Genomic DNA, 13,063 nt, shown 5'->3' with positions numbered 1-13,063 from the left:
GGCAGACGCCATGACGGACGCGGTGATCGTCGACGCGGTACGGACCCCGATCGGCAAGGGCAAGCCGAGCGGCACGCTCGCCGGGGTGCACCCGGTCGACCTGCACGCCCACGCCCTGCGCTCGCTCGTCGAGCGCACCGGCGTCGATCCGGTCCGGATCGACGACGTGATCAGCGGCGCGGTCGGCCAGATCGGCGAGCAGAGCATGAACACCGCGCGCTGGGCCGCGCTCGCCGCCGGACTGCCGGAGTCGGTGCCCGCGGTGACCGTCGACCGCCAGTGCGGCAGCAGCCAGCAGGCGATCCACTTCGCCGCACAGGGCGTCATCGCGGGCGCGTACGACGTGGTGATCGCCTCCGGCGTCGAGTCGATGAGCCGGGTGCCGATGGGCAGCCAGGTGGCCGGCCGCGACCCGTTCGGCCCGCAGATCGCCGCGCGCTACCCGGACGGGCTGGTGCCGCAGGGCATCAGCGCGGAGCTCATCGCCGCCAAGTGGGGCTTCACCCGGGCCCAGCTGGACGAGTTCTCGGCGGAAAGCCACCAGCGCGCCGCAAAGGCGTGGGCGGACGGCAAGTTCGCCGGCGAAGTGGCCCCGCTCAAAGCGCCCGGGCCTGACGGAACGCTGCGCGAGATCACGACCGACGAGACAGTCCGGCCCGGCACCACGTCGGAGATCCTCGCCGGCCTGAAGCCCGCGTTCCGCGCGGACGTCTGGGAGCAGCGCTTCCCGGACCTAGGCTGGCACGTAACCGCGGGCAACTCCTCACCGATCAACGACGGCGCGGCGGCGCTGCTCATCACCAGCGCCGAGACGGCGAAGGCGCTGGGACTAAAGCCGCGAGCCCGCATCCACAGCTTCGCCGTAGCCGGCGACGACCCGCTGTTCATGCTGACCGGAATCATCCCGGCGACCCGCAAGGTCCTGGCACGCGCGGGCCTGGAGGTCTCGGACATCGACGCGTTCGAGGTCAACGAGGCATTCGCCAGCGTCGTACTGGCCTGGCAGCGCGAAATCGGAGCGGACCCGGCAAGGACCAACATCAACGGCGGCGCAATAGCCCTCGGCCACCCCCTGGGCGGAAGCGGCGCCCGCCTGGCCACAACGCTGCTGTCGGTGCTGGAGCAAACGGGCGGCCGCTACGGCCTGCAGACGATGTGCGAGGCGGGCGGCTTGGCCAACGCGACAATCATCGAACGCCTGAACTGACAGCACGGCAGGCCACCCGCCGGCGGCAGACCGACCCACCGCCGGCAGACAGCGCAAAGCGTCCCCGAACGGAACCCAGACCCCCCGCAACCCCGATCCGAAGCCAAAACACGGCCGGCGGTGCCGGGTCAAGGCACGCTTTCCCGCCTTGACGCGGTACCGCCGGCCGTAGTCACGATCGCGGCTTCGGGGTTGCGGACAGCAGGAAAGAACGCATCAAGCCGGCTCAGGCGGCTCCTCAACCCCATCCCGATCAGCCCACTCCAGCAGCGGATCAAGAGAGAAAACGGCATCATCCATCCCGGCATGAAGATCCCCCACCTCGGCAAACCGCGCCGGAACGGTGGCAATCGTGAAGTCCCCGGGCTCGGCATCATCGATCTCCGTCCACCGGATCGGCGTCGACACGGTGCCTTCAGGATTACCCCGGACCGAGTAAGCGCTGGCAATAGTGTGGTCCCGCGCGTTCTGGTTGTAGTCGACGAACAGCAGCCGCGGATCCCGATCCTTCCGCCACCAAGTCGTGGTGACGTCATCCGGAGCACGCCGTTCCACCTCATGAGCAAAAGCCAGCGCAGCCCGGCGGACGTCGGTGAAGCCCCACCGCGGTTCGATCCGGACATAAATGTGCAGACCACGCCCCCCGGAGGTCTTCGGCCACCCGACTGCACCAAGCTCGTCGAGGATCTCGTGGGCCACGTGCGCAACCCGGCGAACCCGGTCGAAGCCGCAATCAGGCATCGGGTCCAGGTCGATCCGCCACTCATCAGGCTTCTCGGTGTCGGCCCGGCGGGAATTCCACGGATGGAACTCCACTGTGGACATCTGCACGGCCCAGGCGACGTGCGCGAGCTCGGTGACGCACAGTTCGTCCGCGTGCCGGTTGTAGCGCGGGAAGGTCACCCGGACGGTTTCCAGCCACGGCGGCGCGCCGTTCGGGACGCGCTTCTGGTGCACCTTCTCCCCCGCCACGCCGGACGGGAACCGGTGCAGCATGCAGGGGCGTTCGCGCAGGGCGTTGACGATGCCGTCGCCCACCGAGAGGTAGTAGTTGACCAGGTCGAGCTTCGTCTCGCCGCGGGCCGGGAAGTAGACCCGGTCCGGGTTGGAGATCCGGACGGTCCGGTGCCCGACTTCGAGTTCCACAGCCTTGTCCGCCATGGGTCAGACGCTAACCCAAATCGCCGCTACGGTGGGCTCGGTGAGCCTCCCGACGGACGGTCACGTCCACACCGAATGGTCATGGGACACGGTCACCGGCTCGATGATCGGCTCGTGCGAGCGGGCGCTCGAGCTGGGGCTGCCGTCCGTGGCGTTCACCGAGCACGCGGACCTGACGCCGTGGCTGATGCCGGAGCCGATCCGGCCGCTGCTGCCGGACCACTTCCGGGTGCGGCTGCGTCCGGACGGCGTCCTGGAGCCGCCGGAGCTCGACGTCGCCGGGTACCTGGCGTGCGTCGAGCAGTGCCGTGCGCGGTTTCCCGGGCTGCGGATCCTGTCCGGAGTGGAGCTCAGCGAGCCGCACTGGCACCGTCCGCGCGCCGACGCGCTGCTGGCGGCCCACGACTTCGACCGCGTGCTCGGCTCGGTGCACTCCCTGCCGGACGGCGAGCACCACCGTGAGCTGACGGCCGTGTCGGACCGGCCACCGGGCGAGCTGCTGCGGGCCTACCTCGGCGAGGTGCTGGGCCTGGCCGAGTCGACGGCGGACTTCGCGGTGCTCGCCCACATCGACTACGCGCTGCGGTCGTGGCCGGGCGAGGGCCCGCCGTTCGTGGCGGCGGACTTCGAGGCGGAGTTCCGCGCGGTGCTGCGGGCGCTGAAGGCGAGCGGCCGCGCACTGGAGGTGAACACGAAGGTGCCGCTGCCGGGCGAGGTGGTCCGGTGGTGGTTCGAGGTGGGCGGCGACGCAGTGGCGTTCGGCAGCGACGCCCACGAGCCGGGGCTGGTCGGCCACGGCTTCACGGACGCAGCGGCGCTGGCCGAGGCGTGCGGCTTTCGAAGAGGCCGCACCCCGCACGACTTCTGGCGCCGCTGACCCGGCCGCGGCTCGCCCCAAGCGCCCCAATGTGGCCTTGGGTGCGTTGAACGCACCGAAGGCCACATTGGGGCGCTGGCACCGGGCCCGTAGGCAAGCCGGCCCCGAGCGGCGGGGGTCAGGCCAGGGCGTGGCGCCCGGAGGTCCGCGATTCCGCGCTCTGGTCCATCAGCCGCGCCGCGACCCGGCCGATGGCCGCGTCCAGTTCGGCGCGGTCGCTCGTTCCCCAGTCGCCGAGGCGCTCGGCCAGCCAGTCGTGCCAGGCCTGGACCACCTTCCCGAACTCCTCGCGGCCCGCGGACGTCAGCTCCCAGCCGTCGCGGGCGTACCGGAGATGTCCGGTCAGCTCCAGGCGGTTGAACGCCGGTTCCAGCACCGGCGCCGGCACGCCGAAGTCCTCGCCGATCGCCCGGAGCGTCGCCGGCGAACCGCGGCGTTCCCGCAGGTGGACCTGCAACAGGCACCAGATGCCGCCCTCGTCGAGGTCTCCCCCGGCCCGTTCGACGATCGCCGGTGCCACCTTCCGGCGCTCGCGGAAGAACAGCGTCGCGACCGCGCGTTCGAGCTCGCGGTCGTCGGTGCGGGCTTCCGGCATCGCGAAGCCGTCGCCGAGGTCGGGGGCCGCCGCGCGGGCCGTGTCGCGCAGCGGGACCTCCTTGAGGAAGAACGCCAACGCGAACGCCACCAGGCCGACCGGGGCCGCCGCGAGGAACACGACGTGCAACGAGTCGCTGTAGGCCTTGATCACCGGTGCCGAAACCGCCTCCGGCAGTGCGTGCAACGCCGTGGGCACCTGCAGCGCCCGCGGGTCGACCCCTCGCGGCACTGGAAGCGCGGCCAGCTGGGGCGTCAGCTGGTTCGCGTACACCGTGCCGAAGATCGCCGCGCCGAACGAGCTGCCGATCGAGCGCAGGAACGTCACGCCCGAGGTGGCGACGCCGAGGTCGGCGTAGTCGACGGTGTTCTGCACCGCGATGGTCAGCACCTGCATGCCGAGCCCGATGCCGAGCCCCAGCACGGCCATGTACGCCGAGGCCTCCCAGAAGCCGGTGTCGGTGTCCAGCCGGGACAGCAGGTACAAGCCGATCGTCATGCCCGCGGCCCCGGCGAGCGGGAAGATCTTGTACCGGCCGGTGCGGCTCACCGCGTTGCCCGCGGCGATCGACGCGACGAGCAGCGCCAGCACCATCGGCAGCAGCCGGACCCCGGACGTCGTCGCGGACGTGCCCTGGACGTACTGCATGTACGTCGGCAGGTAGGACAACGCGCCGAGCATCGCGAAGCCCACGACGAAACTCATGATCCCGCCGACGGTGAACACGGGGTTGCGGAACAGCCGCATCGGCAGCATCGGCTCTTGCGCCCGCAGCTCCACGAAGACGAACGCCGCGAGCAGCACCACCGAGCCTGCCGCCATCCCGATGATCACCGGCGAGCCCCACGCGTACTGCGTGCCGCCCCAGCTGGTCACCAGGGTCAGGCCGGTCGCGGCGAGGCCGATGAGCAGGATGCCGAGGTAGTCGATCACCGGCTTGACCGCGGCCCGCGCGTTCGGCATCGCCGAGGACGCCACCACCAGCACCACGACGACGAGCGGGATGTTGACGTAGAACGCCCAGCGCCACGACAGGTGGTCGACGAAGAAGCCGCCGAGCATCGGGCCGGCCACGGTCACCACGCCGAACACCGAGCCGAGCACGCCCTGGTACTTGCCGCGCTCGCGCAGCGGAACGACGTCGGCGATGAGCGCGGTCGAGGTGACCATCAGCCCGCCGCCGCCCAGGCCCTGCACCGCGCGCCAGACGATCAGCCAGACCATGCTGTCGGCGAACCCGGCGCAGAACGAGCCGATCCCGAACACGATCACCGAGAGCTGGAACATCAGCTTGCGGCCGAAGAGGTCGCCGAGTTTGCCGACGACCACGGTCATGATCGTCTCGGCCAGCAGGTAGGACGTCACGACCCAGGACAGGTGCCCGGCGCCGCCGAGGTCGCCGACGATGGTGGGCAGCGCCGTCCCGACGATGGTCTGGTCCAGCGCCGCCAGCAGCATGCCGAGCAGCACGGCGCCGAACACGGCGTTGATCCGGCCGCGGCTCAGGGCGGGCGGCACCGCGGCGCCGGGGGTGACCTCCGCGGTGGCCGTCATCTCCGCCCTCCTCGCTCGGCCTCCAAGCTAGTGCGCGAAGTCCACTGTGGATAGCCACCCGTTCCGGTGGTCCGGGCCGTTCAAAGGGTCCAGCGGTCCCCCGGCGGCGATTCGAGGACGAGCTCGCCGGCGACGGCCGCGGCGATCTCCTCCACCGTCCAGCTCTCCCGGTGCAGGACCGGCCGGATGATGGCCGGCTGCCGGACGGCGTGCAGGTGCCCGTCGGCGAGCCGCAGCACCTGCCCGGTGACGCCGGCCGAGAGGTCGCTGAGCAGGTAGGTCACCAGCGGCGCCACCCGTTCGGGCGGTGGTGCGGCCGGGTTCCCGTTCGGGTCGGCGGCCATCAGCCGGGTCCAGGCGATCGGGCTGACGGCGTTGACCCGCACGCCGTGGTTCGCCAGGTCCCCGGCCCACGAGTAGGTCATCGACGCCACCGCGCCCTTCGACGCCGAGTACGCGGCGGCCCGGCGCTGCCCGATCATCGACCCCGACGTCACGTTGACGATGACACCGCGGCCTTGGGCGCACATGACCTTCGCGGCCGCCGTGCCACAGTGGAGCGGACCGAGCACGTTGGTCTCGACCAGCGCGCGGGCCCGCTCGGCGTCGTCGTCCTCCCACGGCGGCGCGTGGTAGCCGACCGCGGCGTTGTTGACGAGCCCGTCCAGCGTCCCGAACTGCGTGCAGCACTGGCTGATCAGCGACCGGGCGTAGGCCGCGTCGGCCACCGACCCGACGCTCGCCACAGCGGTCCCGCCGTCCGCCACGATCGCCGCCACCGTCTCGCGGGCCGGTTCCGCGTCGACGTCGTTGACGACGACCGCGGCCCCGTTCTCGGCCGCGTGCCGGGCGAACGCCCGTCCCAGCCCGCGTCCGGCACCGGTGATCACGACGGCCCGCCCGTCCAGGAAACCCATGGCGTCCAGTGTGACCCGGGACCGGCCCGGGTGCGCGGTCAGACCACCGGAAACGCGTGCGCGCAAAGGAAAAGCGCGACTGCACGGGCGTTCTGCGCGGACGCCTGCACGGTAGGTCCGGCGGTCAGGCCCGCAGGTGCGCCAAGCCCTCCAACGCCAGCTGTTCCAGGTGCCCCGCGGCCGCCGGGCTGCCGCCCGCCGCGTGGAACGAGGCCGCCACCGTCTCGGCCGCACGCCGGTACGCCGGTTCCGTCAGGACCTCCTCGACCGCCGCCGCGATGCGGGGTGCGTCCGCGCGGCCGAACCGCAGGCGGATCCCCGCGCCCGCCGCGACCACCTGGGCCGCGACGATCGGCTGGTCGTCCCGGATCGGGGCGACCACCAGCGGCAGGCCGTGCCACAGCGTTTCGCAGACCGTGTTGTGACCCGCGTGGCACAGCACCGCGTCGACCCGCGACAGCAACGGCAGCTGCGGGACCTGCGGCCGCACCAGGACGTTCGGCGGGACCTCGCCGAGCACGCCGCCCGGGTCGGCGATCACCGCCCGCGCGGGCGATCCGGCGAAGGCCGCCGCTGTCGCCGTCAGGAAGCCGGCGCCCGCGGCGGTGTTCGCCGTGCCGAGGGAGACCAGCACCGTCGGCCGGAGCGGGTCGAGCCACTCCCACGGGAAGTCCGTCGTGGACGGCCGCGCGCCGAGGGCGGGCCCGACGAGCCGGACCGAGGGCGGCAGGGCCGCCGGGCCGAGCAGTTCGCGGGTGGTGAAGGCCAGCACGCCGTGGGGTGAGAACCGCGGGTCCGCCGCACCCCGGCCGCCGGCGATCCGCACGCGCAGCTCGTCGAGCAGCGAGCCGACCCACTCCCCGACCTTCGGCATCCCGGCCAGGGGGTCGACGAGTTCGGCCGACGTCGTCGCCGAGGTGACCCACGGCAGGCCGGCGGCTTCGGCAAGCAGGCCACCGGCCAGTGCCTGCTGGTCGGCGACCACGACGTGCGGTTCGAAGGCGTCGAGGGCCGCGGCCACGCCGGGGGCCATCGCGTCGGCCAGGGGAACGAGGAAGTCCTGCCAGAGGAAGCGCAGGGCCGCCGGGCCTTTCAGCCCGGCCGGGCGCTCGGGCAGGTCCCCCGGCACGGCGCACGAGAACACGAGTGCCTCGGGGCCGGCCAGCCGCCACAGCAGTTCGTCGTGGCCCGCCCAGGCGACCTCGTGGCCGCGCGCGGTGAGCTCGGCCGCCACGCCGGCGGCCGGGTTGACGTGCCCCACCAGGGGCGGAACGACGAAAAGGAACCGGGCCACTACCGCACCCGGACGCGTGTACGTGCGGTGTCGCGGACCCACCCGAAGATCAGCTCGGTGACCTCCGCGGTCCGCTCGACCAGCACCGAGTGCCCCTGATCGGGCAGCACGACGCAGCGGCAGCGCTCCAGGTGCGTCTCGAAGTGCGGTACCTGCGCCGACAGCCCGGAGTCGCCGCCGAAGATGGCGAACACCGGGCAGCGCACCGCCGACAGGTCCGCCGCGATCGTCGCGCTGCGCGGGATGTCCTCGGCGATCGTGGTGGTCTGCAGGATCTTGTTCGCGGCTTTGGACAGCCGTGCGGTGTGCGCGCCGTGGTTGTCGGCGATCCAGCCGATCACCTCGTCGATCGCCAGCCGGGTCTTGGCGTCGGCGAGCCCGTCGGCCATGTGCCGGGTCCACTCCTCGGTCGGAGGCTCGCCCTCGAGCACGACCACGCTGGCCACCCGGTCGGGCCGCGCGGCGGCCAGCCCGAACGCCACCGAAGCGCCGAAGGAGTTGCCGACGACGTGCACCGGACGGGTGACGTCACACGCGTCGAGGACCGCGACGAGGTCGTCGACGAACCGCTCCAGGTGGTAGCCGGACGGCGGGCGCGTCGTGCGGCCGTGCCCGCGCAGGTCGTACATCAGCACGTCGAGCCCGCGTGCGGCGAAGGCCGGGCCGAGCGTGAAGTAGTAGCTGGCCAGGCTGTCGGTGAGCAGGCCGTGGACACAGACCACGATCGGTGCGTCCCCGTCCAGCGGCACGTCCGGGGTGAGCCGCTGGACGTGCACGTCCAGCTCGCCCGCGCGGATGCGGCTCACGCGGTCGCCCGCAGGGAGGCGACGATGTACCGCACGAGCTCGCCGACCGTCAGCGCGATGATCTCCTCCAGGTCGCGCTCGGCGATGAAGGTCGCGAAGTTGACGCGGTCGCCGTAGTGCTCGCGCAGCTGCCCGGACAGCGCCACCAGGTCGACGCTCTCCAGTTCGAGGTCGTCGTGGAACGTCGTGTCCATGGTGATCTCGGTGTCGTCGAGGCCGTACTCCTCGAGCAGTTCCCGCAGCATCCCGCCGAGCTGGGCGAGCACGGTCACCTCGTTCGCGGTCGTGGTCTCGATGCTCATCCGGCACTCTCCTTCGTCTCTTCGGTCCAGGCGACGACGTAGCGGCGCGGCGGCGCACCAGGGGGGTTCTCGATGTCGGCGCAGCACACGCGGTACTCGCCGCCCGCGACGCGGACGGTCAGCTCTTCCGGGGCCGCCGCGACGACCTCGAAATCCCGGGGTTCGCCGCGCAGGCCGGTGCCGCGCAGCTTCGCCACGGCCTCCTTGGCCGTCCAGAACCGGGCGAACCACTGCTCCGGGTCGCCGGGCAGGCTCGCGAACAGCGCCAGCTCGCTCGGCCCGAGCGCGGCCTCCACAGTGGACTCCGCGCGCGGTACGACCTCTTCGACGTCGATGCCGCAGTGCCCGTGGCGGGCGATCGCCACCCCGGCTTCGGCGCGGTGCGCCACGGAAACCGTCACCGGCGGCAGCTCCCGGCCGTAGGCGCCGGTCGCGAACGGCCGGCCAGCCTCGTCGTTGCCGATGCGGAGTTCGGCGGGGAACATCTCGGGTTCGCCGCGGGCCCAGAGGAACTGGCGGACCGCGTCCTTGGCCGCGATCCGGCCGAGCAGCCACTGGCGCCGCCCGCGCGGGGGACGGCGTTCGTAGGCGTCGCGCTCGGGACCGGCGAGGTAGTTGCGCATGATCAGCTCGCGGGTGGCCAGGTCCGGCCACTGCTCGTGCACCAGCGCCCAGCCGCCCGGCTGCTCGTGCGACAGCGTCGAGCGCTCGGGCGTGCGGTCGGCCTGGCGGATGTGCGGGGTGCTGTCGAACCGCCGGTCGCGCCAGCCGGTGAACTCGGCCCAGACCTCGCCGCGGTGGACGAGCTGCATGTCCGCTTCGAGGAACTCCTCCGTCAGCCCGGTGATCCGGACCAGGCACTCCAGGCGCTCGCCCGGGGCCGGGTGCGGGCCGTGGAAGCGGATTTCCCGCATGGCGACCGGAAAGACGGTGGTTCGCTCGGGCAGCCGGGACATGATCCAGTAGCCGAGCACCTGGCCGACGTTGTCGAGCAGCGCGCCGGGCGCGGCCGGCGTCGTCAGCACGGCCCGGACGTGCCGTTCGCCGACGGCGGTCAGCTCCGTGACGCCCTGGAACCGCGGACCGTGGAACATCCAGCGCTCGTCGTAGAGCTGCGCCGCCGTGGTCTCGGGGACCTGTTCGGCCGACGCCGGGAACCGCCACGGTGCCGGCGCGCCGGCCGGGTGTTCCGGCGCGAGTTCCACGACGGCCTGCGAGTAGCCGGCGATGGCCGCGTGCACGCGATCGGGGCCTTGTGGCCGGACGCGCACCGGCACGGTGACCGCCGGGACCGCGGTGATCCACTGGCTGAGCCGGACGTCGTGCACGGCGACCGCGCGGCGGCCGGGCGCGGCCTGCTCGGCGAACCGCATCAGGTGGTCGATCACCGTGGTGGCCGGGACCACCGGCCAGCGGTCGCCCGGATCGGCCTGCGGCGGCTGTTTGAAGAAGCAGTGGTCGAGCAGGTACGGCATCGCCTCCAGCGACACCGTGAGCGTGGTGTCCAGGCTTTGCGGCGCCGGAAGGCGGCGGGCCGGTCCGGCGAGCACCGTCGACGCCAGCTCGGCGGTGTCGGCCAGCAGGGCGGCGAACTCCGCGGCGAGCGGGCCCTTCGCGGCCAGGTCGTCCACTCCGGCCCGGCGGACGGCGGGCAGCGCGATCCGGGCCCGGACCTGTTCGTCGAGGGAGATCAGCCGGCCGCCGAGGTCGAGCTTGACCGCCTTGGGGACGGCCGGGCGCTCGCCCAGCAGGCGGGCGAAGGCGGTGTGACAACCGGGGCTCCGCCCCGGGCCGGGGGCTCCGCCACCCGGAACCCCCGAAAGCGGGCCGTCGAAGCCGTCGGCCCACAGCGCGGTCGCGACCCGGCGCAGCTGCGCGAGGCCGGGGCGCTGCGCCGAGTGCGCCGCCACGACGAGGTGCTCCTCGCCGTGCAGCGTGTCCCCGACCAGGGAGCCGAGCTGCCCGGCCCCGACCTGGACGAACGCGCGGAACCCGGCGGCGTGCAGCGCTTTCACGAGCGGGCGGAACCGGACCGGCTGCAGCAGGTGGCGCACGAACAGCTCGCGGACCTCGGCCTCGGCCGCCGGGTATTCCGACACCGTGGTCGCCGACCAGAGCGGCAGGGCCGGCGGGTGCAGCGTGAAGCGCTCGGCCGCGTCGCGGATCGGGTCCAGGTAGGGCCGCAGCATCGGGGTGTGGAAGCCGGACCGGAACGGCAGCACCTGCGCCACGACCCCCGCGTCCCGGAACCGCTGCACGAGCGCGCCGACCTCCGCTTCCGGGCCGCAGATCATCGCCTGGTTCGGGGAGTTGTCGTGGGAGAGGACGACGTCCGCGCGCCCGGCCAGCTCCTCCAGCACGCGTGGCGCGGGCGCGCCGATCGCGGCGAAGGCGAGCCCGGGGACGACGAGCGCGTCCGGGTCGAACCCGGCGAGGAAAGCGTCGACCTCGTCTTCGGCGTGCACGCCCGCCACCGCCATCGCCGTCCACTCGCCCAGGCTGTGCCCGGCGACGGCGTCCGGCGTGACGCCGAGCCTGCCGAGCGCCGCGTGCAGCAGCCGGCCCAGCTCGAACACCGCGGCACCCTGCCGTCCGACGTCGCCGACCTCGACGTCGGCGTGCTTCCAGTGCAGGCCGAAGTGGCGGGCGACGTCGCCGCAATTGAGCGTGAGTTCCGATTCCAAGCCCGGGAAGAGGAACGCGATCTTGCCGCCGCCCGGGCCGAGCAGGGGGCGGTCGGCGAACCACACGTCGTTGCGGCCGCGCCAGGGCCGGCCCCGCGTCAGGACCTTCCTGGCCAGGGCGAGCCGCTTCTCCGTCGGGTCCACGATGCCGAGCCGGACCGGCCCGTCGCCGGTCTCCGGCAGACCCGGCCGGTCGAACGCCTCGCGCAGCGCGTCGAGGGTGGGTGCGGCGAGCCGCAGCACGCGTTCGGGTTCGCGCACCACGACCGGCTTCGCGCGGCCCGGCGCCTGTTCCAGGACGACGTGGGCGTTGATCCCGCCGAAGCCGAACGCGTTGACTCCGGCCCGGCGCACCGGCGCGTCCCACGGCTCGGCGGCGTCCAAAGTGGAGAACCGGGTGCGGGCCAGCGCCGGGTGCGGGTCGTCGCAGTGCAGGGTGGGCAGCAGGACGCCGTGGTGGATCGCCAAGGCGACCTTGACGAGCCCGGCGATTCCGGCCGCGGGCATCGTGTGGCCGATCATCGACTTGACCGAGCCCAGCACGGCCGAGCCCGCGCTTCCGAACACCTCCGCGAGCGTGGCGAGTTCCGCCGCGTCACCCGCCGGGGTGGCGGTGCCGTGGGCCTCCAGCAAGCCGATCGAGTCGGGGGCGGCCGGGTCGAGGCCGGCTGCGGCCCACGCCTGCCGGACGGCCCGGACCTGACCGCCGGAGTCGGGGCTGGCCAGGCTCGCGGTCCGCCCGTCGGAGGCGACGCCGGTGCCGGTGATCACGGCGTAGACGCGGTCGCCGTCGCGCTGGGCGTCGGCGAGGCGCTTGAGGACGACGACGCCGGTGCCTTCGCCGATCAGCACGCCGTCGGCGTCGCGGTGGAACGGCCGGATCCGCTCGGAGGGCGACAGCGCGCCGAGCTGGGTGAACACGCTCCAGAAGGTGATGTCGTGGCAGTGGTGCACGCCGCCGGCGAGCACGACGTCGCACCGGCCGGTGGCGAGCTCCCGCACGGCGTGGTCGACGGCGATCAGCGAGGACGCGCACGCGGCGTCCACCGTGTACGCCGGGCCGCGCAGGTCGAGGCGGTTGGCCAGCCGCGACGCGGCCAGGTTCGGCACCAGCCCGATCGCCGACTCGGGCGCCTCCGGGCCGAGCTGGTCGGTGAAGGCCTGCCGGACGGCGTCGAGCCGGTCCGCGTCCAGGTCCGGCAGCAGCTCGCCGAGGGTGCGGACGAGCTGGCTCGCGGTGCGGACGCGCTGGTCGAGACGGACCAGCCCGGGGGTCAGATAGCCGCCGCGGCCGAGGACGACACCGACCTTCGCGCGGTCGGCGGGCAGGCGGTCCGGGCCGCCCGCGTCCGCCACGGCCTGCGCCGCGACGCGCAGGGCGATCAGCTGGTCGGGCTCGGTGGCGGGCACGGAGTTCGGCATGATCCCGAAGCCGGTGACGTCCACTTCGGCCAGTTCGTCGACGAACCCGCCGCGCCGGCAGTAGAGCCGGTCCGCCCGGCGCTGCTCGTCCGGCGCGTAGTGCGCGAGGTCCCACTTCCCGGGCGGCACCTCGGTGATCGCGTCGACGCCGCCGGCCAGGTTGCGCCAGTAGCTCGCCAGGTCGGGGGCGCCGGGCAGCAGCACCGACATCCCGACGATGGCAACACGGCCGGCAACACGCATG

At 73.1% G+C, this 13,063-nt stretch carries 9 protein-coding genes; 2 read left to right on the top strand and 7 right to left on the bottom strand.

What is annotated here, in order from left to right; translation table 11 throughout:
• Positions 1-10 precede the first annotated feature (10 nt).
• The gene (locus ISP_RS24085) at positions 11-1,207 is read left to right on the top strand and encodes a thiolase family protein (RefSeq protein WP_013226452.1); all 1,197 of its coding nucleotides are present in this window, start codon (positions 11-13) and stop codon (positions 1,205-1,207) included.
• A gap of 216 nt (positions 1,208-1,423) precedes the next feature.
• On the opposite strand, the gene ligD is transcribed toward ISP_RS24085, so the two are convergent.
• Complete coding sequence (gene ligD, locus ISP_RS24080) at positions 1,424-2,368, bottom strand: non-homologous end-joining DNA ligase (RefSeq protein ID WP_013226451.1); 945 nt, start codon at positions 2,366-2,368, stop codon at positions 1,424-1,426.
• A 40-nt stretch (positions 2,369-2,408) separates the two neighbouring features.
• Between ligD and ISP_RS24075 the strand changes: the two genes are divergently transcribed.
• Positions 2,409-3,245, top strand: a complete 837-nt coding sequence (locus ISP_RS24075; RefSeq protein ID WP_013226450.1) for a PHP domain-containing protein — start codon at positions 2,409-2,411, stop codon at positions 3,243-3,245.
• 118 nt (positions 3,246-3,363) lie between these two features.
• On the opposite strand, the gene ISP_RS24070 is transcribed toward ISP_RS24075, so the two are convergent.
• From ISP_RS24070 to ISP_RS24045, 6 genes are all read right to left on the bottom strand, one after another.
• Positions 3,364-5,394, bottom strand: a complete 2,031-nt coding sequence (locus ISP_RS24070; protein WP_013226449.1) for an MDR family MFS transporter — start codon at positions 5,392-5,394, stop codon at positions 3,364-3,366.
• A gap of 80 nt (positions 5,395-5,474) precedes the next feature.
• The gene (locus tag ISP_RS24065) at positions 5,475-6,311 is read right to left on the bottom strand and encodes an SDR family NAD(P)-dependent oxidoreductase (protein ID WP_013226448.1); all 837 of its coding nucleotides are present in this window, start codon (positions 6,309-6,311) and stop codon (positions 5,475-5,477) included.
• 124 nt (positions 6,312-6,435) lie between these two features.
• Positions 6,436-7,605: a glycosyltransferase gene (locus ISP_RS24060; RefSeq protein WP_013226447.1), complete on the bottom strand. Its 1,170-nt coding sequence runs from the start codon at positions 7,603-7,605 to the stop codon at positions 6,436-6,438.
• Entirely contained in the window at positions 7,605-8,411 is an 807-nt protein-coding gene (locus ISP_RS24055; RefSeq protein ID WP_013226446.1) for an alpha/beta fold hydrolase, read from the bottom strand. The genes ISP_RS24060 and ISP_RS24055 overlap by 1 nt, the downstream gene beginning before the upstream one ends.
• Positions 8,408-8,713 (bottom strand): acyl carrier protein, encoded by a 306-nt coding sequence (locus ISP_RS24050; protein WP_013226445.1) that lies wholly within the window; start codon positions 8,711-8,713, stop codon positions 8,408-8,410. Before ISP_RS24050 ends, ISP_RS24055 begins: the two co-directional genes overlap by 4 nt.
• Entirely contained in the window at positions 8,710-13,062 is a 4,353-nt protein-coding gene (locus ISP_RS24045) for a type I polyketide synthase (RefSeq protein ID WP_071831474.1), read from the bottom strand. Before ISP_RS24045 ends, ISP_RS24050 begins: the two co-directional genes overlap by 4 nt.
• Position 13,063: the final 1 nt, after the last annotated feature.

The sequence above is a fragment of the Amycolatopsis mediterranei genome (genome assembly GCF_026017845.1).
GTDB classification, from domain to species: Bacteria; Actinomycetota; Actinomycetes; order Mycobacteriales; family Pseudonocardiaceae; genus Amycolatopsis; species Amycolatopsis mediterranei.
Note: the sequence above shows the minus strand (reverse complement) of the source record. Positions and strands in the feature narration are given on the sequence as shown.